17 protein-coding genes are annotated in these 22,039 nt (G+C 74.2%); 8 read left to right on the forward strand and 9 right to left on the reverse strand.

What is annotated here, in order from left to right; translation table 11 throughout:
* Window positions 1–30 precede the first annotated feature (30 nt).
* Both MQV74_RS17400 and MQV74_RS17405 read left to right on the forward strand, forming a co-directional pair.
* Window positions 31–816, forward strand: a complete 786-nt coding sequence (locus tag MQV74_RS17400; protein WP_242718707.1) for an ABC transporter ATP-binding protein — start codon at window positions 31–33, stop codon at window positions 814–816.
* A complete protein-coding gene (locus MQV74_RS17405; RefSeq protein ID WP_242718709.1) occupies window positions 813–3,386 on the forward strand; it encodes an ABC transporter permease in 2,574 nt (857 codons plus the stop codon). Before MQV74_RS17400 ends, MQV74_RS17405 begins: the two co-directional genes overlap by 4 nt.
* Here the strand turns inward: MQV74_RS17405 and MQV74_RS17410 are convergent.
* The 4 genes from MQV74_RS17410 to MQV74_RS17425 all read right to left on the reverse strand — a co-directional run bounded on the left by MQV74_RS17410 (window position 3,373) and on the right by MQV74_RS17425 (window position 6,134).
* Window positions 3,373–4,017 carry a response regulator transcription factor gene (locus MQV74_RS17410; RefSeq protein WP_242718716.1) on the reverse strand — a complete coding sequence of 215 codons (645 nt, stop codon included), beginning with the start codon at window positions 4,015–4,017 and terminating at the stop codon, window positions 3,373–3,375. The two genes, MQV74_RS17405 and MQV74_RS17410, sit on opposite strands and share 14 nt — an antisense overlap.
* Window positions 4,005–5,174, reverse strand: coding sequence for a sensor histidine kinase (locus MQV74_RS17415; RefSeq protein ID WP_242718718.1), 1,170 nt, complete (start codon window positions 5,172–5,174; stop codon window positions 4,005–4,007). The genes MQV74_RS17410 and MQV74_RS17415 overlap by 13 nt, the downstream gene beginning before the upstream one ends.
* Window positions 5,175–5,184: 10 nt before the next feature.
* On the reverse strand, window positions 5,185–5,349 hold the full coding sequence (locus MQV74_RS17420; RefSeq protein ID WP_199818958.1) for a hypothetical protein: 165 nt from the start codon (window positions 5,347–5,349) through the stop codon (window positions 5,185–5,187).
* A 152-nt stretch (window positions 5,350–5,501) separates the two neighbouring features.
* Window positions 5,502–6,134, reverse strand: coding sequence for a TetR/AcrR family transcriptional regulator (locus MQV74_RS17425; protein WP_242718720.1), 633 nt, complete (start codon window positions 6,132–6,134; stop codon window positions 5,502–5,504).
* A gap of 149 nt (window positions 6,135–6,283) precedes the next feature.
* On the opposite strand from MQV74_RS17425, the gene MQV74_RS17430 reads away from it, so the two are divergent.
* From MQV74_RS17430 to MQV74_RS17445, 4 genes are all read left to right on the forward strand, one after another.
* Complete coding sequence (locus MQV74_RS17430) at window positions 6,284–7,207, forward strand: ABC transporter permease (RefSeq protein ID WP_242718722.1); 924 nt, start codon at window positions 6,284–6,286, stop codon at window positions 7,205–7,207.
* A complete protein-coding gene (locus MQV74_RS17435; RefSeq protein WP_242718724.1) occupies window positions 7,194–7,985 on the forward strand; it encodes an ABC transporter ATP-binding protein in 792 nt (263 codons plus the stop codon). The genes MQV74_RS17430 and MQV74_RS17435 overlap by 14 nt, the downstream gene beginning before the upstream one ends.
* Before the next feature lie 107 nt (window positions 7,986–8,092).
* Window positions 8,093–10,309: a CDP-glycerol glycerophosphotransferase family protein gene (locus MQV74_RS17440; RefSeq protein WP_242718753.1), complete on the forward strand. Its 2,217-nt coding sequence runs from the start codon at window positions 8,093–8,095 to the stop codon at window positions 10,307–10,309.
* The gene (locus MQV74_RS17445) at window positions 10,306–11,982 is read left to right on the forward strand and encodes a glycosyltransferase family 2 protein (RefSeq protein WP_242718755.1); all 1,677 of its coding nucleotides are present in this window, start codon (window positions 10,306–10,308) and stop codon (window positions 11,980–11,982) included. Before MQV74_RS17440 ends, MQV74_RS17445 begins: the two co-directional genes overlap by 4 nt.
* Here the strand turns inward: MQV74_RS17445 and MQV74_RS17450 are convergent.
* The 3 genes from MQV74_RS17450 to MQV74_RS17460 all read right to left on the reverse strand — a co-directional run bounded on the left by MQV74_RS17450 (window position 11,921) and on the right by MQV74_RS17460 (window position 18,446).
* A complete protein-coding gene (locus MQV74_RS17450) occupies window positions 11,921–12,439 on the reverse strand; it encodes a GtrA family protein (protein WP_242718757.1) in 519 nt (172 codons plus the stop codon). The genes MQV74_RS17445 and MQV74_RS17450 overlap by 62 nt on opposite strands.
* Entirely contained in the window at window positions 12,436–13,221 is a 786-nt protein-coding gene (locus tag MQV74_RS17455) for a polyprenol monophosphomannose synthase (protein ID WP_374120785.1), read from the reverse strand. The genes MQV74_RS17450 and MQV74_RS17455 overlap by 4 nt, the downstream gene beginning before the upstream one ends.
* A gap of 251 nt (window positions 13,222–13,472) precedes the next feature.
* Complete coding sequence (locus MQV74_RS17460) at window positions 13,473–18,446, reverse strand: NAD-glutamate dehydrogenase (protein WP_242718761.1); 4,974 nt, start codon at window positions 18,444–18,446, stop codon at window positions 13,473–13,475.
* A 562-nt stretch (window positions 18,447–19,008) separates the two neighbouring features.
* On the opposite strand from MQV74_RS17460, the gene MQV74_RS17465 reads away from it, so the two are divergent.
* Window positions 19,009–19,575: a DJ-1/PfpI family protein gene (locus MQV74_RS17465; protein ID WP_242718763.1), complete on the forward strand. Its 567-nt coding sequence runs from the start codon at window positions 19,009–19,011 to the stop codon at window positions 19,573–19,575.
* 163 nt (window positions 19,576–19,738) lie between these two features.
* On the opposite strand, the gene MQV74_RS17470 is transcribed toward MQV74_RS17465, so the two are convergent.
* On the reverse strand, window positions 19,739–20,416 hold the full coding sequence (locus MQV74_RS17470; RefSeq protein WP_242718765.1) for an HAD family hydrolase: 678 nt from the start codon (window positions 20,414–20,416) through the stop codon (window positions 19,739–19,741).
* A 71-nt stretch (window positions 20,417–20,487) separates the two neighbouring features.
* Complete coding sequence (locus MQV74_RS17475) at window positions 20,488–21,003, reverse strand: DUF6912 family protein (RefSeq protein ID WP_242718767.1); 516 nt, start codon at window positions 21,001–21,003, stop codon at window positions 20,488–20,490.
* Between the two features lie 652 nt (window positions 21,004–21,655).
* Between MQV74_RS17475 and MQV74_RS17480 the strand changes: the two genes are divergently transcribed.
* On the forward strand, window positions 21,656–22,006 hold the full coding sequence (locus MQV74_RS17480; protein ID WP_242718769.1) for an Rv3235 family protein: 351 nt from the start codon (window positions 21,656–21,658) through the stop codon (window positions 22,004–22,006).
* Window positions 22,007–22,039 lie beyond the last annotated feature (33 nt).

Below are 22,039 nucleotides of genomic sequence, written 5' to 3' on the forward strand. Positions count from 1 at the left end.
GCCGCGACGGTCACGGAGAGGACGTACGGCATGTTCAGGCGGCGCGGACCCGCGCGGGAGACGGTCGGCGAACGGCGCCCCGAGAGCCACGCGCTGACGCTCGACGGCGTCGGGCGCACCTACCGGCGCGGCACGCTGGTGGCCCTGCACCCCGTGGACCTGGTCGTGCCGCGCGGCTGCTTCCTCGCGGTCATGGGACCCTCGGGGTCGGGCAAGTCCACGCTCCTGCAGTGCGCGGCGGGGCTCGACCGCCCCACCTCCGGCACCGTACGGATCGAAGGCGTCGCCCTCGACGGCCTCAAGGAGGCCCGGCTCACGGACCTGCGCCGGGAGCGCGTCGGCTTCGTCTTCCAGACCCACAACCTCGTCCCCTCGCTGAGCGTCGCCGAGAACGTCGCCCTGCCGCTGCTCCTCGGCGCCGCCGCCGACCCGCACGGCCCCGCGGCCCGGGCGCTCGCCGCCGTCGGGCTCGCCGACCGGGCCGAGGACCGGCCGGCCGAGCTCTCCGGCGGCCAGCAGCAGCGCGTCGCGATCGCCCGCGCCCTGGTCACCGAGCCCGCCGTCGTCTTCGCCGACGAGCCCACCGGCGCCCTGGACCCCGAGACGGCCCACGACGTCCTCTCGCTGCTGCGCCAGGCCGTGGACCACGACGGCCACACCGTCGTGATGGTCACGCACGACCCGGCCGCGGCGGCCTGGTGCGACGAGGCGGTGTTCCTGGCGCAGGGACGGCTCGTGGCGGCGCTGCACCGCCCGGACGCGCCGCGCGTGCGGGACGTGCTGCGCCGCATCGGCCGTGCGGCGGTGGCGGCGTGAAGGCCGCGTCGCTGCTCGCGGCCCGCGCGGCGCGCACCCACCGCAAGGCCTGGGCGGCCGTCTTCGCGGCGCTCGTCCTCACCTCGGCCCTGCTCGGCACCTTCGCGATCGCCGTGGCCTCCGCGGGCCTCGGCCACGCGCGCGTGGAGCGCTACGCCGCCGCCGACCTCGTGGTCGCCGGGGACCAGCACACCCGCTACACGACCAAGCCGTGGGGCTCCGAGCCCGAGACGGCCACGGCCGGGCTCACCGAGCGCGTCCGGGTGCCGGAACGCGCCCTGGACGTGGTGCGCGCGGTCCCCGGGGTGCGGCACGCGGTGGCGGACCGGGTGTTCCCCGTCGGCTTCGCGGGCCGCGCGACCGGCTTCGCGGGCCGCGCGGCGACCGGCCGCCCCTGGGAGGCGGCCCGCCTCGCGCCGTACGCGCTGCGCGCCGGACACGCGCCCCGGCACGACCGCGAGGTCGTCGTGGGCGGCGGCCACGCCCCCGGGTCCCGCGTGCTGCTGCGGGCCGGCGACACCGAGGCGGCGTACCGGGTCGTCGGCACCGCGCACGGCCCCCGGTCGGCCGTCTACTTCACCGCGGCCGAGGCCCGCCGTCTGGCCCCGGGAGCGGGCACCCTGGACGCCGTCGGCATCGTGACGCGGCCCGGCGTCCGCACCGCCGACGTCCACGACCGGGTGCGCGCGGCCGTGGACGGGGCGGGCCTGCGCGGCGCGGACCGCCGGGCCGAGGGCGACGCGGCCCGCCTTCGCGTCCTCACCGGGAACGGCCGGGGCGCGGCGGAGCACCTGGCCGCCGCGCCCGCCCGCGCGGGCCTCCTGGAACTCCTCGGCGCGGTGGCGGGCTCCGTGGTCCTCGTCGCGGTCCTCGTCGTCTCCTCCACGGTGGCGCAGGCCCTGCGGCAACGGGCGCACGAGCTGGGCCTGTTGCGGGCCGTGGGCGCGACACCGCGGCAGCTGCGCGGCGCGGTGGGCCGCGAGGTGGGGCGCGTCGCCGTGGCCGCGGGACTGCTCGGCGCGGTGCTCGCCGTCCCGGCGTACGCGGGTCTGCGCGCCCTGCTCGCCGCCCGCGAGGCGCTGCCGCCCGGTCTGGAACTCCCCACTCCCGCCTGGCTGTTGACGGCGCCCCTGTGCACCGCGGGCGTGACGCTCCTCATCGCCCGCCTCGCGGCCCTGTTCGCGTGCGCGCGCACGGCGAAGGCGCGCCCGGCCGAGGCCCTGCGCGAGCCGGAGCCGGGCACCGCCCGCCGCGTCGCCGGGCTCGTGCTGCTCGGCGTCGGCGTCACCTCCGCCGGGACGGCCGCGCTGCAGCACGGCCGGGCGGCCGCCGCCGCGGCGAGCGCCGCGGCCCTCGCCCTGGTCATCGGGTGCGCGCTGCTCGGGCCGTGGATCGCGCGCGGCGCGCTGCGCGTGCTCGGCGGGCCGCTGCGGCGCGCCGGAGGCCCGGGCGGGCACCTCGCGGCCGCCAACTGCGCGGCCACCGCGGGCCGTCTGGGCGCGGCGATCACGCCCGTCGTCCTCGTCACGGCCTTCATCGGCGTCCAGCTGTCGGCGGGCGCCACGCTGACGCACGCGGCGGGCGCCCAGCTGCGGGACGCCGTCCGCGCCGACCTCGTCGTCCGGGCCGACGGGGGCCTGCCCGCCGGGGCGCTCGAGCGGCTGCGCGCGGTGCCCGGGGTGCGGGCGGCCACCGAGGTCGTCCACAGCACGGTGGTCGTGGCCCGCCGCGAGACGGGCTCCCCGCGCCTTGACCGCCTCCCCGTCCTCGGCGTGACGGCCCCCGGCCTGCTCCGGACCCTGGACCCCGCCGTCACCGAGGGCGCCCTGACCCGGCTGCGCCCCGGGACGGTCGCCATCAGCCGGGAACGCGCCCGGGACCTGCACGCCGGCATCGGCTCCCCGGTGTCCCTCCGCATGGGCGACGGCACGGCGGTCCGCCCGCGCGTCATCGCGGTCTACGAACGGGGCCTGGGCCTCGGCGACTTCCTGCTCCCGCGCGACCAACTGGTCCGCCACATGTCCGGGGGCGGGCCCGGGGAGCGGCGCGTCCTGGTGGCCACGGACCGTCCCGGCGTCCCGGCCGCCGTACGGACCGCCGTGCCCGGCGCACGGCTCTCCCCGGGAGCCGGTGCCGTGCGGGACGCGGTGCGGGTCACGCCCTCGGACCAGGCCCTGGCCGACGTGGTCAGCGGGGCCGTCGTCGCCGCGATCGGCGGCTTCACCGCCATCGCCGTGCTGTCCACGCTGGCCCTCATCGGGGTGGGGCGGCGGCCCGAGCTGGCGCTGCTGCGGCGGGTGGGGGCCGGGCGGGCCCAGCTCCGGCGCGCGCTGCGCCTCGAAGCCGGGGCCGTGGCGCTCACGGGCCTCACCGTCGGCACGGCCGTCGCCCTGGTCCCCCTCACCGCCTTCACCCTCACCTCCGCGGGCACCCTCCCCCGCCTTCCCTTCGCGCAGGCGGCCTTGGTGATCCTCCTGGCCTCCGCGACCACGTACGCGGGCACGCTCCTGCCTGCGCGGGCGGCGTTGCGGGGCCGCTACCCGACGCCGCGAGGGATCAGGACCGGTTGAGGTAAGCCAGCACAGCGAGCACCCGGCGGTGGCCCGAGTCCGTCGGGGGGAGGCCGAGCTTCAGGAAGACGTTGCCGATGTGTTTGCTGACGGCCCGGTCGGAGACCACGAGCGCGGCGGCGATGGTCGCGTTGTCCCGCCCCTCAGCCATGAGGTGGAGGACCTCCCGCTCGCGGGGCGTGAGCGAGTCGAGGGGATCGGACCGCCGCCGGGTCAGGAGCTCCGTGACGACCTCGGGGTCGAGCGCGGTGCCGCCCCCGGCCACCCGCTCCAGCGCGTCGAGGAACTCGTCGACCCGCCCGACCCGGTCCTTGAGGAGGTAGCCGACCCCGCCCGCACCCCCGCCGAGCAGCTCCGCCGCGTACGTCTCCTCGACGTACTGGGAGAGGACGAGCACGGGAAGCCCCGGCAGCTCGCGGCGCGCGGCGAGGGCCGCCCGCAGCCCCTCGTCGCGGAAGCCGGGCGGCATGCGGACGTCGAGGACCGCGACGTCGGGCCGGTGTTCGAGGAGCGCGGGCAGGATCTCGGGCCCGGTGGCCGCGACGGCGGCGACCTCGTGCCCGGAGGTCGAGAGCAGCAGCACGAGACCTTCCCGCAGCAGCGCGTTGTCCTCGGCGATCACCACACGCACGGCAGCTCCACTTCGATGACGGTCGGCCCCCCGGCGGGGCTGTTCACCTCCATGATCCCGTCGAGCGCGGCGACCCGGCGCCGCATGCCGAGCAGCCCGCTGCCGGTGCCCGTCCCTCCGGCGCCCCCGCGCCCCGCGTCGCGCACGGCGATCCGCAGGCCCGTGCGCCCCCGCGCCAGGTCCACCGAGGCGTGCGCGGCCCCGCTGTGCTTGGCGGCGTTGGTGAGGGCCTCGGCAACCACGAAGTACGCGGCGGCCTCGACGGCGGCCGGGGCCCGGGGCCCGTCCTCGACGCCGTCGTCGCGCACCGCCACGTCGAGCCCGCTGCCCGCGGCGAGCGCGCGCACGGCGCCGACCAGGCCCCGGTCGGTGAGGATCGGCGGGTGGATGCCGCGGACCACGTGCCGCAGTTCGGTGAGTGCCTCCTCGGCCTGTTGCTGCGCGTCGTCGAGGAGCTTGCGGGCGGCGTCGGGGTCCTTGTCGTAGGCGCGCTTGGCGAGGCCGACGCGCATCGAGAGGGCGACCAGGCGGGCCTGCGCGCCGTCGTGCAGGTCCCGCTCGATGCGCCGCAGTTCGGCGCCGTGCGCGGCGACGGCGTCCGCGCGCGTGGCGGTCAGCTCCTCGACGCGCGCGGCGAGTTCGGCGGCGCGCAGGGCCTGCGGCGCGGGCCTGAGCAGCGCCCTCGACCAGGCCGCGTCGAGCGCGGCGAGCCGTCCGATCAGCGGGAGCACGACGGCCCTGCGGCGCAGCAGCCCGCACCACACCCCGTCGACGAAGGCCCCGAAGACCCAGAGCACGAGCATGGCGTAGAGGAGCACGAGCCCGTACGCGAAGTGCGCGAGGAGCCAGCGCAGGTCGCGCCAGGTGCCGGGGTCCCGCAGCGCCGCGCGGACGCGTTCGGTGAGCGTGCCGGTCAGCGGCGTGTACGCCTCGGGGATCTCGACCCCGGAGCCGCGCGCGACCTGGCGCCGCTTGAGCCGGGCAAGGCGCCGCAGCAGCAGCACCGTCTCGGGCAGGACGCCGAGGCCGATGACGATGAGGGAGGAGACGGCCGTGAAGAGCAGCACGCCGACGAACACGTACGAGACGAGCGCGAGGCCCGCGCCCGTCAGCAGCTGCATGGACGCGCGGTCGGCACGCTCCAGCGTCTCTCGCACGGGCACCAGGTTACGAGTGGCGCTCACGGGTCAGGACCAGCCCTGTGATCGAGCCGATGACGGCGAGCCCGGTGATCACGCTGATGACGACCTGCTGCGCGCCGTCGAAGACGACGCTGCTGAACGCGTTGACGATCACGCCGAGAGCGAGCACGAGCCAGAGCAGGGACTTCATGACGAGGCCTTTCGGGACGTCCGCTGGTCGCGGAGGACTTCCGTACGTCTCGACCCTGCCGGTCGGGGCGGGTGCGGGGCCAGGGAGGACGCTCCCAGAACGGGGGTGCAGCCCGCTACACCCCCGAGCCCGCCACACCCCCGGGCCGGCCGCTACAGCGCCTTGAGGGCCGCTGCCGTCGCCGCCGTGAGCCGCTCCACATAGCCCTTGGGAAGCTGCCCGCGGACCACCACCGCGCGCCAGTACAGCGGGCCCGACATCAGGTCGAGGGCCAGCTCCTCGTCCAGGCCCGCGCGCAGCTCGCCGCGGGCGGCGGCCTGGGCCACGATGCCGCTGGCGACGCCGTGCTGGCCCTCGCGGAGCGCCTTCTGCAGGGCCGCGTCGATGTCGGGGTTGCGGGCCGCCTCGGCCATCAGGTCGGGGATCACCTGGGAGGCGACGGGGTGGCGCAGGGCGCGCGAGGTCACCTCGTACAGCAGGCGCAGATCGCCTTCCAGGGAGCCGGTGTCGGGCGTGGGCAGGCCCTGGACCGCGATGGCCGAGACCAGGTCGAGGACGAGGTGCAGCTTGGAGCGCCAGCGGCGGTAGACGGCGGTCTTGCCGACACCGGCGCGGCGCGCGATGCCCTCGATCGACATGCGCGCGTACCCGACGGCGGCGAGCTCCTCGAAGACGGCGGACCGGATGGCCTCGGTCACGTCCTCGCGGAGCACGGCGGCCCCGGCCGGTGCCCTGCGGCCCTGCTCACCCGGCCTCTTGTCGCTCGTCCTGTCGCTCGTCGTCATGGGGACAGCATAGAACGTGACGACGAAACGGTTGCGTCCCGACGTCGGAACACCCTACTGTCGACGTCACGACGATACGGACCCGTCCCGACGTGGAGGGTGCCGCTTGTCGTCCGCCGTCCCCGCGCCCCCGAGCGAAAGCAGCGGACGTGACCCAAGTCCTGGAGAAGCCCCCCGGCGCCCCGGCCCCCGCCCCGGCGTCCGGCCCGACGCCCGCCGAGCTCGCCGCCCGCCACGGCCTCACGGTCAGCGGCGCCCGCGTCCCGCTCGGCACCTATGTGCGCCGGCTGTGGCAGCGGCGCCACTTCGTCACGGCCTTCGCCACCGCGCGGCTCACCGCCCAGTACAGCCAGGCCAAGCTCGGCCAGCTCTGGCAGGTGATGACACCGCTGCTCAACGCGGCCGTCTACTACTTCGTCTTCGGCGTCCTGATGAACACCAAGCACGACGTGCCCGACTACGTGCCCTTCCTGGTCACGGGCGTCTTCGTGTTCACCTTCACGCAGCAGTCCGCCCTCGCGGGCACCCGCGCCGTCTCGGGCAACCTCGGCCTGGTGCGCGCACTGCACTTCCCCCGGGCCGCGCTGCCGGTCTCGTACTGCCTCCAACAGCTCCAGCAGCTGCTCTTCTCCATGGTCGCGCTGCTCGCGATCCTGCTGTGCTTCGGCGTGCCGCCCACCGCGTCCTGGCTCCTCGTCCTGCCCGCGCTCGCGCTGCAGTTCACCTTCAACGCGGGGCTCGCGCTCGCGCTCGCCCGGCTCGGCGCGCGGACCCCGGACGTCGCCCAGCTGATGCCGTTCGTCCTGCGGACGTGGATGTACGCGTCCGGCGTGATGTGGAGCATCGACAAGGTCCTCGCCGACCGGGACCTGCCGCGCGCGGTGACCGTGCTCCTGGAGGCCAACCCGGCCGCCGTCTACATCGACCTGATGCGCTTCGCCCTCATCGACAGCTTCCACGCCGCGCAGCTGCCCGCGCACGTGTGGGCGTGGGCCGTGGGCTGGGCACTGCTCGCCGGAGTCGGCGGGTTCGTCTGCTTCTGGAAGGCGGAGGACACCTATGGACGCGGCTGAGCAGCACGGACGTACCCCCACGGTGATCGCGGACGAGCTGCACATCGTGTACCGGGTGAACGGTGGGAAGACGGGCAAGGGCAGTGCGACGGCGGCGTTGAGCCGGATCGTGCGGCGGGGTGAGTCGCCGGGTGTGCGCAAGGTGCACGCGGTGCGGGGGGTGAGTTTCACCGCGTACCGGGGTGAGGCGATCGGGTTGATCGGGTCGAACGGGTCGGGCAAGTCGACGCTGCTGCGGGCGATCGCGGGTCTGCTGCCCGCCGAGCGCGGCAAGGTCTACACCGACGGGCAGCCCTCGCTGCTCGGGGTGAACGCGGCGCTGATGAACGATCTGACCGGGGAGCGCAATGTGATCCTGGGCGGCCTTGCGATGGGGATGAGCCGGGAGCAGATCAAGGAGCGTTACCAGCAGATCGTGGACTTCTCGGGGATCAATGAGAAGGGTGACTTCATCACGCTGCCGATGCGGACGTATTCCTCGGGGATGGCGGCGCGGCTGCGGTTCTCCATCGCGGCGGCCAAGGACCACGACGTGCTGATGATCGACGAGGCCCTGGCCACGGGGGACCGCAAGTTCCAGAAGCGCTCCGAGGCCCGCATCCGCGAGCTGCGCAAGGAGGCGGGCACGGTCTTCCTGGTCAGTCACAACAACAAGTCGATCCGTGACACCTGCGACCGGGTCCTGTGGCTGGAGCGCGGCGAGCTGCGCATGGACGGACCCACCGACGAGGTCATCAAGGAGTACGAGCGCTTCACGAGCGGCGGCGACAAGGCCTGACCACGGCCGCCGCCCCCGCCCCCGCCTCCGTGGAGCCGCTCCCCCTTTGTGCCATCAATGTCCAGATCATTACACTATGGGGGAGTTGAGCGACCCGAGGAGTGTGCGTGAGCGAGGACCAGCCGCACCTGAGCGTCGTCGTCCACGGCCGCAACGTCCAGGGCCACTTGGGCGAGAGCCTCGGCGCCCTCGCCCGCCAGGCGGGCCCCGGCGTGCAGGTCGTCGTCGCCGCCGTCGGCGCCTCCGCGCGGGCGGCGGCCGCCCGCCACCCCGACCTGACCCTCGTCGCCCTGCCCGACGGCACCCCGGACGGCGCGGCCCGCGCGGCGGGCGCCGCCCGGGCCGAGGGCCGCTGGCTGCACTTCGTGCACAGCAAGGACAGCGTGCCCACGGGCGCCGTGCGCGCCGTCGCCGAGCGCGTGGCCGCGCTGCCGGACACCGTGGACGTCCTGCTCACCGACCACACCCGGTCGACCTGGCGCCACACCCGCCTGCCGAGCCCCGACGGCCGGTTCCTGGCGAAGCCGGGCCGCCGTGACGTGCGCCTCGCGGACTGCCCCGACCTGCTGAAGACCACCCCGCTCCTGGGCACCCGCGTGCTGCGCCGGGACTTCTGGCAGGCCCGGCGGGACCAACTGGCCACGGACGACGAGCTGTTCACGGCGTACGCCGCGCTCCTGGCCGCCGACCGGATCGCGGCGTACGACCACGTCGCCCTGGAGGACCGGCAGCCGCGGCCCGAGAGCCTGCCGCCGCCCACGGCCGCGGACCGCTTCGCCCTCCTGGAGACGTACGAGCGGCTGCTGCGCCTGGCCGGGGAGCGCGCGGCGGGCGCGGGGCCGCTCGGCGTCCTGTACGCGGCGATGGTCACCGCCAGTCTGCGGACGATCGCCCGCGCGGACCTTCCGGAGCCCGAGGCCCGCGCGTTCTTCCACCGCGCGGCCCGGGCGGCGGTCACCCACCGGCCGCCCGGACACCGGCGCCCCGGCGGCCTGGAGGGCGTGCGCCGCCGCCTGCTCGAAGAGGACGCGTACTCGAAGTACCGCGCCTTCCAGGCCGCCGACCAGCGGCGCCGCCAGGTGCGATCGGCCGTGGCGGCCGGCAGGCGCAAGGCCGCGCGGACCGTCCGCGGCCTCCAGTACCACCAGGACCTGCGACGACCCCTCGACCCCCGCCTCGCGGTGTTCTCGGCCTACTGGGGCCGGGGCGTGGCCTGCAACCCGGCCGCGATCGCGGCGAAGCTCGCCGAGCTCGCGCCCCACATCCACCCCGTGTGGGTGGTGTCCCGGGCGAACGAACCGCTGCTTCCGCCGGGCACGGACCACGTCGTCCCCGGCAGCCGCCGCTACTGGCGCGTCATGGCGACGGCGACGTACCTCGTGAACAACGCCAACTTCCCCGACGCGATCGTCAAACGGCAGGGCTCCGTCCACCTCCAGACCCACCACGGCACCCCCCTGAAGCGCATGGGCCTCGACCAGCTCGACCACCCGGCCGCCGCGCAGGGCCTCAACTTCCACGACCTGCTCGCCCGCGTCGACCGCTGGGACTACAGCGTCAGCTCCAACACCCACTCGACGGAGATGTGGCAGCGCGCCTACCAGTCCCGCTACGTCGAACTCGACCACGGCTACCCGCGCAACGACGTCTACTACACCGCGACGGCCGCCGACGTCCGGGCCGTCCGCGACCGCCTCGGCATCGCCCCCGGCAGCCGCGCCCTGCTCTACGCGCCCACCCACCGCGACTACGAGGCGGCCTGGACCCCGCGCCTCGACCTGGCCGCCCTGGCGGACCGCCTCGGCGAGGACACCGTCCTCCTCGTCCGCGGCCACTACTTCTACGGCGGCGGCGCGGGCCCCTCCCCCGCCGCCCTGCGCCGCACCGGCCGGGTCCTCGACGTGTCCGCGTACGACCCGGTGGAGGACCTCGCCCTGGCGGCGGACGCCCTGATCACGGACTACTCGTCCCTCATGTTCGACTACGCCAACCTGGACCGGCCCATCGTCGTCTACGCCGACGACTGGGAGACGTACGCGACGACGCGCGGGGTCTACTTCGACCTCATCGCCGAGCCCCCGGGCGCGGTGGCGCGCACCCAGGAGGAGCTCACGGAGGTCCTCACCACCGACGCCTGGCGGGACGCGGCGGCGGGGCGGGCGCGGGCGGCCTTCCGGCGCCGCTTCTGCGAGTTCGACGACGGCCGCGCGGCGGAGCGGGTGGTGCGCCGCGTGTTCCTCGGCGAACCGGAGTCGGCGCTGCCGCCCGTCGTGCCGCTCGACGGGCGCACCCCCGCCCCGACGCCCGAGGAGGCGGCCCCGTGACCCCCGACGTGACGATCACGGTCATCGTCTTCAACGACGCGGCCCGCCTCCCGCGCGCGGTCCGCTCCGCGCTCCGGCAGACCCACGGCGACGTCGAGGTGATCATCAGCGACGACCACTCGACGGACGACACCCCCCGCGTGGCCCGCGACCTCGCCGCCCGGGACCCGCGCGTCCGGTATCTGCGGCTGCCGGAGAACAGCGGCGGGTGCAGCGCGCCCCGCAACCGCGCGATCGACCTCGCCCGCGCCCCGTACCTGATGTTCCTCGACAGCGACGACGAACTCCCCGAGCGCGCCGTGGAGTCGCTGCTCGCCGCGCACGCCGAGCGGGAGGCCGACTTCGTGATGGGCGCCGTCGAGCGCGTCCGCGTCGACACCGGCCGCACCTCCACGTGGATGCCCCACCTGGTCGCGGAGCGCCGCACGGTCGAGGGCATCGAGACCGAACCCGGCCTGCTCTTCGAGCACCTGTCGACGAGCAAGATGTACCGCAAGTCCTTCCTCGACCGGAACGGCCTGCGCTTCCCCGAGGGCATCCACTACGAGGACCAGCTCTTCACGGCCCAGGCCTACTGCCTGGCCAAGGCCTTCACCGTGATCCCCGAGCCCGTCTACCGCTGGTACATAGAGCCCTACGGCGCGGTTTCCGCGGCCTCCATCTCCAACCAGCGGCACAAGCTGGCCAACGTGCGCGACCGCGTGCACGTCCAGGGCCTCATCGACGACTTCCTGCGCACCAGCGGGACCAGCGATCACACCGCCCTGCGCGAGGCCAAGGACTACAAGTTCCTCAAGCACGACTTCCGCATGTACGCGGGTGACCTGCCCTACCGCGACGACGCCTGGCTGCGCGGCTTCGCGGACCTCGTGAACCCGTATCTGGCGGGCCTGTCCCCCACGGCGTACGCACGCCTTCCGCGCGCCGAGCGCGTGGTCCTGCGCCTGGTGCGGGACGGACGCCTCGCCGAGGCGCAGGTGGCCGCCCGCGCCCTCGGCCACCCCGTCGCCCCGCGCGAGGCCGTGGCGGACACCGGCGGCCGCCTCTACTGGGGCGCGCGACTCCCGCAGACCCCCGAGGCCCGGCGCGACCTGGACCTCACCGACCTGGGCCTGGACACCCGGCCGTTCCCCGGCGCCCTGTTCCGCCACGAGCTCACCCGCGTCGAGCCGGGCCCCGGCGCGGCCCTGCGCCTGAGCGTGCGCACCTACGACCCGGGGCTGCGGCTGCCGGTGGGCCCGCAGGTGGCGTCCCTGGTCGTCGCCCCGGGCGGGCGGCGCCTGACGGTCCGCTTCCGTCTCGACCCGGTGCGCCCCGGCGTCTTCGCGGGCGAGACCGTGCTCGACCTCGCGCGGGCCGCGCTGCCGCCCCAGGGCTTCGAGGGCGTCCGCCACCCCGTGGTCCAGCTCACCGAGGGCCGGCTGCGCAACAGCGGCCTGCTGCTCGCGCCCCTGGACTTCCCCGCGGTCACGGCACGCATCGGCTACCGGCGCGGCACCGCGCCGCACCGGGTCACGGCGGAGCCGGAGGGCCGGGGCGCGGGCCGCCTCCAGCTGCGCTGGACGCCCGTGGGCGTGACGGCGCGCCTGGTGCGGCCGCTGGCGCTGCGGCTCACGCGCTCCGCGTCTGGGCGCGGTGCTGGAACACCCAGGTCCGGTACACCAGGAACCTGAAGGCCGAGGCCAGAACGATGGACTGGGCCTTGGCGACGTTGGCACCGAGGGGGCCGTTCATCCCCGCCCCGTGGTACGCCGCGTAGAACAGCAGGGTCTCCATCGCCACGCCGATGCCGCTGAAGGCGAAGAACAGCACGATCTGGCGCCGGGTGCGGCGGGCCCGGTCCCGGTAGGCGAAGAAGCGGAAGCCCAGGTAGTTGGTGCCCATGGCGACGACGCTGGCGAGGACCGTCGCGGCCATCGGGGCCGAGCCCAGGCCGTGCAGCAGCAGGTTGAAGACGAGGAAGTTGACCGCGACGCCGCTGCCGCCGACCACGCCGAACTTGGCGAGCTCCACGCACAGCCGGCGCAGCCGCGGCGGGACCCGCCGCGGCCGCGCCACGCGCTGCCCCGGCGCCGCCGCCTCGTGCGGCGCGCCCGCGAGCCGGGCCGCCTCGTGGAGGGTGCTCGTCATTCCAGCGGCCCCCGGACGCCCCGCGCCGCCCGGGCCGCGCGGGCCACGAGGGTGTCGCGCGCCCCGCGGCGGGTGTCGCGCAGGCGCAGCTTCCAGGGCATGGCGACCGACTCCAGCTGCACCATCAGATTCATCTTGGACTCGCCGACGGTGCGGTCCTCGAAGTGGATGGGCACCTCCACGAGGCCGAAGCCGTGCCGTAGCGCCCGGTACTTCATCTCGACCTGGAAGCTGTAGCCCGCGCTGTCGACCGTCGCCAGGTCCACGGCGCGCACGGCGTCGGCGCGCCACAGGTTGAAGCCGCCGGTGATGTCCCTGACCCGGGTGCCGAGGATCGTGCCCGCGTACGCGTTGGCCCAGCGGGACAGCAGCTTGCGGTGGGCGCCCCAGGCGTCGGAGAGGGTGCCGCCCTGGACGTAGCGGCTGCCGACGACGACCCCGGCGTCGGTGGCGAGGGCCACGCCGAGCAGCTCGGCGACCTTGTCGGCGGGGTGGCTGCCGTCGGCGTCCATCTGCAGCACGTAGTGCGCGCCGTCGGCGACGGCCCGTGCCATGCCCGCCGCGTAGGCCCGGCCGAGGCCGTCCTTCTCGGTGCGGTGCAGCACGCTCATGCGGCGCGTCCCGTACGTCTCCTCGACGCGCCGGGCGTGCTCCTCGGCGAGGGCCCCGGTGCCGTCGGGGCTGGAGTCGTCGACGACGAGCAGGCGCAGGCCGGGCAGCGGCAGCGCCATGAGGGCCCTGGCCATGCCGGGCAGGCTGCCCGCTTCGTTGTAGGTCGGCATCACGACGGTGAGCGGGGTGGCTCCCCACTCCTCGGGCAGCTGCGGCGCTCCGAAGGCACGGACCGCGCTTTCCGCAGCGTCCAGCGGACTTGCTTCTGTCATCGGCTTACCCTGTGACCTTCCCGAAATAATCTCATTCACCGTACCCCAAATGCCCGATTTGCCAGCACAGGCGCGTACGGCGCGTACGGACGCCAAAACGCCGGGGCGCCCCGCACCGTTCGGTGCGGGGCGCCCCGGCGGCGCAAGGACTACGAATGCGTGCGAAGCAGCGTGCGCATGGTCCGCATGGCCACCGACAGGTTCGCCAGGTCGAAGGCGTCCGAGCCCTGGATCTCCTCCAGGGTGGTCCGGGCCCGGCCGAGGATCGCGGCGTTCTTCTCCTCCCACGCCTTGAAGCGCTGCTCGGGCGTCGAGGAGCCGTTGCCCACGGCCAGGATGTCGGCCGTCAGCGCGGCGTGCGCCGCGTACAGGTCCTCGCGGATGGAGGCCCGCGCCATGGACTGCCAGCGGTCGTTGCGCGGCAGCTCGATGATGCGGTCCATCAGCTGCGTGATCCGCAGCCGGTCGGCGAGGTCGTAGTACACCTCGGCGACGTCCAGCGGGTCCCGGCCCACGCGGTCGGCGACGGCGACGATGTCGAGCGCCGGGAAGGCCGAGGAGAACCCGGCCACGCGCTGCGCCAGCTCGTCCGGCACCCCGGCGCCGGTCAGCTCCTCGCGGATGTTCTCGTACCACTCCAGGTCCGAGCCGCGCACCAGCTTGGGCAGCGACGCCCACACCTGCGTGACGCCCTCGCTGAAGAAGCTGACCGTCTCGGCGAGCTGCAGCGGCTGCGGCCGGTTGTTGAGCAGCCAGCGCGTGCCGCGCTCGACGAGGCGGCGGCAGTGCAGGCGGACCCGCGTCTGCACGTCGGCGGCCACCACGTTGTCCAGCGCCTCGACGGCGTCCCACACCTCGCCGAGCCCGAAGATCTCCCGGGCGGCGAGCTGCGCCCGGACGATCTCCTCCAGGGACGCGCCGGTCTCCTCGCGCAGCCGGTGCAGGAAGGTCGAGCCGCCCGAGTTCACGGTGTCGTTGACCAGGACCGTGGTGATGATCTCCCGGCGCAGCGCGTGCCCGTCGACCTGCTCGGGGAACTTCTCCCGCAGCGCCTTCGGGAAGTACGCGTGCAGCAGCCGCTGGAGGTACGCGTCGTCCGGCAGCGAGGTCTGGATCAGCGCGTCCGCCGCCACGATCTTCGTGTACGCGAGCAGGACGGCCAGCTCCGGCTGCGACAGACCGCGCCCGGAGCCGAGCAGCTCCCGGATCTGCCGGTCGGTCGGCAGGAACTCCAGGGAGCGGTCCAGATGGCCCTCGCGGCCCATGCGCCGCATGAAGCGCTGGTGCGCGTGCAGCAGCGAGGGGGCCTCGAAGACGGAGTTGGCGAGCGCCGTGTTCTGCGCGTAGTTGTTGCGCAGGACGAGCTGGCCGACCTCGTCGGTCATCTGGGCGAGCAGCTTGTTGCGCTGCTTGACGGTCATGTCCCCGGCCTGCACCACGGCGTTCAGCAGGATCTTGATGTTCACCTCGTGGTCGGAGGTGTCCACGCCCGCGCTGTTGTCGATGGCGTCGGTGTTGATGCGGCCGCCGGAGCGCGCGAACTCGATCCGGCCGAGCTGGGTGAGCCCCAGGTTGCCGCCCTCGCCGACGACCTTCACGCGCAGGTCGGCGCCGTTGACGCGGATGGCGTCGTTGGCCTTGTCGCCGACGTCCGCGTGCGACTCGGTGGACGCCTTCACGTACGTGCCGATGCCGCCGTTCCACAGCAGGTCGACCGGCGACTTCAGGATGGCCTGCATCAGCTCGGCGGGCGTCATCTTGGCGCCGCCGGTCTGGATGCCGAGGGCCTCGCGGATGTGCGCGTTGAGCTGGATCGCCTTGGCCGAGCGCGGGAAGATCCCGCCGCCCGGGGAGAGCAGGTCCTTGTCGTAGTCGGCCCAGCTGGAGCGGGGCAGCTCGAACAGGCGGCGGCGCTCGGCGTACGAGGTGGCCGCGTCCGGGTTCGGGTCGATGAAGATGTGCCGGTGGTCGAAGGCGGCCACCAGGCGGATGTGCTCGGACAGGAGCATGCCGTTGCCGAACACGTCACCGGACATGTCGCCGACGCCGACGACGGTGAAGTCCTCGGTCTGCGTGTTCACGCCCAGCTCGCGGAAGTGCCGCTTCACGGACTCCCAGGCGCCGCGCGCGGTGATGCCCATGCCCTTGTGGTCGTAGCCCGCGCTGCCGCCGGAGGCGAAGGCGTCGCCGAGCCAGAAGTTGTAGCTCTCCGCCACCTCGTTGGCGATGTCCGAGAACGTCGCCGTGCCCTTGTCGGCCGCGACCACCAGATAGGTGTCGTCCTCGTCGTGGCGCACCACGTCGGCCGGGGGCACGACCTCGCCCGCGACCAGGTTGTCCGTGATGTCGAGCAGCGCCGAGATGAAGATCTTGTAGCAGGCGACGCCCTCGGCGAGCCACGCGTCCCGGTCCACCGACGGGTCGGGCAGCTGCTTGGCGACGAAGCCGCCCTTCGCGCCGACCGGCACGATCACGGTGTTCTTCACCATCTGCGCCTTGACCAGGCCGAGGATCTCCGTACGGAAGTCCTCACGCCGGTCCGACCAGCGCAGGCCGCCGCGCGCGACCTTGCCGAAGCGCAGGTGCACGCCCTCCACGCGCGGCGAGTACACCCAGATCTCGTACGCCGGACGCGGCGCCGGCAGGTCGGGGATGGCCTGCGGGTCGAACTTCATGGAGACATAGCCGTGCGGCCTGCCGCCCGCCGCCTCCTGGAAGAAGTTGGTGCGCAGCGTCGCCTTGATGACGGTGAGGAAGGAGCGCAGGATGCGGTCCTCGTCGAGCGACGCCACCTGGTCGAGGGCCCCGTCGAGCTCTTCGAGCAGTCCGTCGGTCAGCTCGGTGCCCGCGCGCTGGCGCTCCGGCGACATCCGGGCCTCGAAGAGGGAGACGAGCAGCCGCGTGGTGTGGACGTTGTTGCGGAGGGTGTCCTCCATGTAGTCCTGGCTGAAGGTGGAGCCCGCCTGGCGCAGGTACTTGGCGTACGCGCGCAGGACCATCGCCTGGCGCCAGTTCAGACCGGCGCGCAGGACGAGCGAGTTGAAGCCGTCGACCTCGGCCTCGCCGGTCCAGGCGGCGGCGAAGGCCTCCTGGAAGCGCTCGCGGCCGTCGTCGCCCAGGTAGTCGCCGCTGCCGTTGCCCAGCTTGGGCATGCGCAGGCCGAAGTCGTAGATCCACGCGTTCGTACGGTCCGCGCAGCGCAGCTCGTACGGCCGCTCGTCGGTGACCTCCACGCCCAGGCGCTGCAGGACGGGCAGGACGGCGGACAGCGAGACCTGGCCGCCGGAGCGGTAGATCTTGAAGCGGCGCTCGTCGGGGGCGGCGCCCACCGGCTCGTACAGGCTGAGCGCGAAGTCCTTGTGGCCCTGCTGGAGGTGCTCCAGGTGGACCAGGTCGGCGACGGCGGCGCGCGGCGTGTGGTCGGCCTTGTAGCCCTCGGGGAACGCGCCCTGGTAGCGGCGGAGCAGCTCGGCGGCGCGCTCCTCGCCGCACTCGGCGGTCAGCGCCTCCGCGAAGCCGTCGGCCCAGGAGCGGGCGGCCTCCACCAGGCGGGACTCGATGCGCTCGACGTCGGTGTCGGAGAGCGCGGGGACCTCGCCTCCCTTGGGCACCCGGACCACGAAGTGGATGCGGGACAGGATCGACTCGGTGTTCCAGGCCGTGAAGTCGACGCTGGCGCCGTTGAGCTCTTCCTTGAGGATGTCGATGATCCGCAGCCGGACGCCGGTGGTGTAGCGGTCGCGCGGCAGGTAGACCAGGGCCGAGTAGTAGCGCCCGTACACGTCCTTGCGGAGGTAGAGCCGCAGGCGGCGGCGCTCCTGGAGGTACAGGACGCTGGTGACGATCGACCGCAGCTCGTCGGGGGGCGTCTGGAACAGCTCGTCGCGCGGGTACGTCTCCAGGATCTGGAGCAGGTCGCGGCCGTCGTGGCTGTTGGGCGAGAAGCCCGCGCCCTTGAGGACCTCGGCGACCTTGCGGCGGATGACGGGCACGCGGCGCACCGACTCGGTGTACGCGGCGCTGGAGAAGAGGCCGAGGAAGCGGCGCTCGCCCACCACGTTGCCGTCGGCGTCGAACTTCTTCACGCCCACGTAGTCGAGGTAGGACGGCCGGTGGACGGTCGCGCGGCTGTTGGCCTTCGTCAGGACGAGGAGCTTGTGCTCGCGGGCCTTGGCGCGGGCGTCGGCGGGCAGCCGGTTGAAGGACGGACCGCCCGGGTGGTGGTCGTCGCCGCTGTGCTTGGGGTCGGAACGCAGGATGCCGAGGCCGGTGCCGGGCACGGCGGTGAGGGAGTCCTCGTCGGTGAGGTCGTACTCACGGAAGCCGAGGAAGGTGAAGTGGTCGGCGGCCAGCCAGCGCAGCAGCTCGCGGGCCTCCTCGACGTCCTCGCCCTGGACGTCGGACGCGGTCGGCTCGGTCGGCAGCTCGTCGGCGATGCGCAGCGCGGAGTCGCGCATCTTCTCCCAGTCCTCGACGGTCTCGCGGACGTCGGACAGGATGCGCAGCAGGTCGGTGGTGATCTGCTTCAGATCGGAGCGGTCGGTCTCACGGTCGATCTCGACGTGGATCCACGACTCGGTGAGGGTGTCGTGCGGCTTGTCCGCGCCCGGCGCCCCCGCGGGCAGCACCTCGAGGAGCTTGCCGGTCAGGTCGCGGCGCACGATGACCTGCGGGTGGATCACGACGTGGATGCCGCGGCTCTGCCGCGACAGCTCGTTCGTCACGGAGTCCACGAGGAACGGCATGTCGTCGGTGACGACCTCGACGACGGAGTGGCTGCACGTCCAGCCGTTCTCCTCGACCGTGGGCGTGTGCACCCGGACGTTCGCGGTGCCCTGCGGGCGGTTCTCCGCGAGGCGGTAGTGCGAGAAGGCGGCGCCGAAGACGTCGACCGGGTCGCGGTCGGTGAGGTCCTCTGGGGCGGTGTGCAGGTAGTAGCGCTGGAGGAACGCGAACACCTTGTCCTGGTCGGCCTGGGCGGCCGGGTCCGAGCCGGACCCGCCACCGCCCTTCGACCCGGTCGGTGCTCCCGTTGGCAGGCGCCCCCCGACCGGGCTGTTCTCAGCTACCCGGGCGGCCCGCGCGAGCAGCTCGGCCTTGGCTTCGTCCAGCTTGGTCTGCATTGTCCTCTGACTCCTGTCGCGCGCCGTTGCGTGACGTAGAAGGAAGTGATGTGACGTAACGCCGCGACGCGGGGTCTCCGGTCGAGGTCGACGTTATGCCGCGATGAGCGATGAGCGGGCGGGATTCCGCCATTTCCGGGGTGATCGTTGACCGGTCCTGAGGGGCGCGCTGACCGCGCTGTCCGCACCGCGGGAAAACGTCAGCGCGGCGCCCGGCACGGATGTCCTCCGTGCATAGCGGGCGCAGGGCGGAGGCGGCCGTGCCTCCGCGGGATATCGCGCTGATCACGGGACAAGGCTATCGCCCCCCACCGGGAACTCGTCATGAGCCGTATGTGTACAAAACCTGGGCCCGAACTTTGACAGTCTGCACAGTCCCGCCCTCGCGGCCCCCGTGCGGCCCTCTTGGCAAACGTCCCGACGGGATGCACGTTGACCGGGACGGCACAGGGCGCCCCGAAGGGGCGCGGGGAACTGCGCGAGCAGCCACGACGGACCCGCGGGCGATCGACAGCCCACTACGGCAATTCCAGCGAAGCGCTGAGGCAGGGAGCGAGCAGCGATGGCAGCCAAGATCCTGATAGTCACCGGTGACGCGGCGGAGTCACTGGAGGTCCTCTACCCGTACCAGCGACTGCGTGAGGAGGGGTACGACGTCCATATCGCCGCCCCGTCCCGCAAGAAGCTCCAGTTCGTCGTGCACGACTTCGAGCCGGGCTTCGACACCTACACGGAGAAGCCCGGCTACACCTGGCCCGCCGACCTGGCCTTCGCGGAGGTCGACCCCGGGCAGTACGTCGCCCTCGTCGTCCCCGGCGGGCGGGCGCCCGAGTACCTGCGCGGCGACCCCGAGCTCCGCAAGATCCTCAAGGCCTTCTTCGACGCGGACAAGCCGGTGGCGCAGATCTGCCACGGCCCCCTGCTCACCGCGGCGGTCGGGGGCCTCGCGGGCCGCCGCGTCACGGCCTATCCGGCCCTGGAGATCGACATGCAGACCGCCGGGGCCACCTTCCAGGACGCGGAGGCGGTCGTCGACGGCACGCTGGTCTCGGCCCGCGCGTGGCCGGACCACTCGGGCTGGATGCGCGAGTTCCTGACGGTGCTGAGGGCGAAGGCACCGGTGACGTAGCTGTCCTTCGAGCTGTGGGCAGCTGGTGCGCCCAGGTGGTGGAGCGGGTGGTCACAGCACCCGGCTGCCGCCCAGCCGTCGCGCCAGGCCCCGGCCGGGGCTCCCGGGGGCTTGGGGCCTGGGCCTGGGCTTGAGGCCTGGGCCTGGGCCTGGGCCTGGGGGGCTATGCCACCAGGCTCTCCGCCAGGTCCACGGCCTCGCCGAGGGAGTCCACGACGGGAACCCCGGCGAGCTCAAGGCTGCCCCGGCTGTGCGACCCCCCGGTGTACAGCACCGCCTGTGCCCCGACGTGCGCCGCGGCCACCGCGTCGTCCACCGCGTCCCCGATCACGACGATCCGCGCCGCGTCGACCCCGTCGAGCGCCGCGAGGTGCCGCACCATCCGCTCGGCCTTCCCCGTGTGCGACCCGTCCGTCCGCCCGTCGATGCGCACGAACCGCTCGGCGATCCCGTGCCGCCGGACCAAGGGCACCAGCTGCTCGTGCGGCGCCAGCGAAAGGAGCGACTGCGTCCGCCCCGCGGCCTGCCGCCCGGCGAGCAGCTCCGCCGCGCCCTCGGCGAGGGCGCAGGCGTCCACCCGCGTTCCGTAGTGCTTGTGGAAGACGGCGTCCATCATCAGCCACTCGGCCTCGGTGGGCAGCCGCCCCATCAGCCGCTCGTAGAACCGCGGCACCGGCACGCAGTACAGCTCGCGATACCGCTCAAGAGTGATCGGCTCCAGGCCTATCTCGACGAACGACGCGTTCGTCGCGTCGATCACGGCGTGGATGTCGTGCAGGAGTGTCCCGTTCCAGTCCCAGACGATGTGGGCCCCGTGCGCCCCGCGCTGCAGCTTCCCCATGCACAAGACCGTACCCGGCCCCACTGACAGCACCGCTCCCACGGCCCTCGGGGCCGGGACGGGGCCCGGGCTCAGGCGCCGGGCCCGACCAGGTTCGGGATCTCCTGGGTCGCGTACCAGAGCAGCTCGTGGTCCTCCGCGCCGTCCACGACGAACTGGGCGTCGTCGTCGCCCTGGTCCGCCGCCCCCAGCACGTCCGCCGCCGCCGTGACGTCCGGCTCCGCGTCGTCCGCGTCCACGTGCACGGCCGCCGCCTTGGCCAGCGGCAGCGCGCCCGCGATCCGCACCTCGCCGAGCGCTCCCGCGTCCAGGCCCCGGTCGGGGTCGGCCACGGCGGCGCCGTCGGGCACGTCCGCCGCGAGGACGACCCGGCGCCGCGGGGTGCCGGGCTCGCCCGCGAGCAGCCGCAGCGAGGCGAGCGCGGCCCGGTTGAGGGCCGCGTACTCCAGCTCCTCGATGTCGTCGGACACGTACCACTCGCGCAGCGCGGGCGTCACGGCGTACGCGGTCAGCGGCCCGGGACCCACCTCGCCCGCCTCGTGCGCCTGCGCGAGACGGGGCAGTGTCAGGGGTACGTAGACGCGCATGGCTTGGCCGCTTTCGTAGTAGCGAAGGCTCCCGGCAGGGGCTTCAGGATACGTGCGCGCGTCCCCCTTCGAGGTGCTGCCCGAGCCCGTCGCCGCGTCCACTTCCGTCCGGCCCGTCACCCGCACCGGCCCCGTGGCCAGGGGGCCGCGACCCCCTCCGCTCACCCTGATGAGCGAACCGCCGTGGCGGGCCCGGCGGCCCCTCGGGAGCGTTGCCACGGCCGCCCTCGCCGCCGTACAAGATCCGAGTGAAGTTACCCCTCGGTATCCCGATGCGGATGCCGAACCCCGACCCCGGCCCGACCCCGGTCCGACCCTGGTCCGACCCTGGTCCGACCCCGAATCCCGCGCCCTGAGGGCCGCGCCCACCCGCTCTCGCCGTTACGGAGGCTCAGCCGTGCCCCAGTCCGCCACACCGCCGCCCGTGGCCGTCGCGCCCACGATGCCAGCCGGGCCTACCGGGCCTACCGGGCCTGCCGGGCCAGCCGGGCCAGCCGGGCCAGCCGGGCCTGCCGGGCCTGCCGGGCCTGCCGGGCCGAAGGTGATGACCCGGCCCCGGCGCCCGGCGACCCGCCCGGCCGCGTCCCGCCCACCGGCGGGCCGTCCCCCGGGGCGCCCTGATCCGCGCCGCCCCGGCTCCCGGTCGCACCGGGTGCCCGCGCAGCCTCCCCCGCACCCGGCGGAGCTCTTCACGGAGCTGCTGTTACTGGTGCTCAGCGGCCAGCGCCCGGTCCACGCGGTGGCCCGCCACGTCGCCCACACCGCCTACGACGACCTGGTCCGGCTCGCCGAGCTGCTGCCGCTGCGCTCCGTGGGCGGCCACCGGCCCGCGGTGCGGCGCGTCGGCCACTACGAGGTGCGGCCCGGCGTCTACGAGGTCTTCGCCCGCGTCGGCGCGGGCCCCGCGCTGCGCGCGCTGGCCTTCCGGCTGCACCGGGGCGACGACGAGCGCTGGCGCTGCACCGCCGTGGAGGTCGACAGCGGCGTACGGCAGCACGCGTGAGCCCGGAAGAACGCCGAAGGGCCGGGCGCCCCT

The sequence above is a fragment of the Streptomyces sp. AN091965 genome, from assembly GCF_022698285.1.
Classification (GTDB): domain Bacteria; phylum Actinomycetota; class Actinomycetes; order Streptomycetales; family Streptomycetaceae; genus Streptomyces.

Bases quoted from the DNA above. Each gene is read 5' to 3' on its own strand.
- MQV74_RS17400 (WP_242718707.1), top strand. From the start codon at position 31: ATGTTCAGGCGGCGCGGACCCGCGCGGGAGACGGTCGGCGAACGGCGC.
- MQV74_RS17420 (WP_199818958.1), bottom strand. From the start codon at position 5,349: ATGAAGTCCCTGCTCTGGCTCGTGCTCGCTCTCGGCGTGATCGTCAAC.
- MQV74_RS17425 (WP_242718720.1), bottom strand. From the start codon at position 6,134: ATGACGACGAGCGACAGGACGAGCGACAAGAGGCCGGGTGAGCAGGGC.
- MQV74_RS17435 (WP_242718724.1), top strand. From the start codon at position 7,194: ATGGACGCGGCTGAGCAGCACGGACGTACCCCCACGGTGATCGCGGAC.
- MQV74_RS17450 (WP_242718757.1), bottom strand. From the start codon at position 12,439: ATGACGAGCACCCTCCACGAGGCGGCCCGGCTCGCGGGCGCGCCGCAC.
- MQV74_RS17455 (WP_374120785.1), bottom strand. From the start codon at position 13,221: ATGCCGACCTACAACGAAGCGGGCAGCCTGCCCGGCATGGCCAGGGCC.
- MQV74_RS17460 (WP_242718761.1), bottom strand. From the start codon at position 18,446: ATGCAGACCAAGCTGGACGAAGCCAAGGCCGAGCTGCTCGCGCGGGCC.
- MQV74_RS17465 (WP_242718763.1), top strand. From the start codon at position 19,009: ATGGCAGCCAAGATCCTGATAGTCACCGGTGACGCGGCGGAGTCACTG.
- MQV74_RS17470 (WP_242718765.1), bottom strand. From the start codon at position 20,416: ATGGGGAAGCTGCAGCGCGGGGCGCACGGGGCCCACATCGTCTGGGAC.
- MQV74_RS17475 (WP_242718767.1), bottom strand. From the start codon at position 21,003: ATGCGCGTCTACGTACCCCTGACACTGCCCCGTCTCGCGCAGGCGCAC.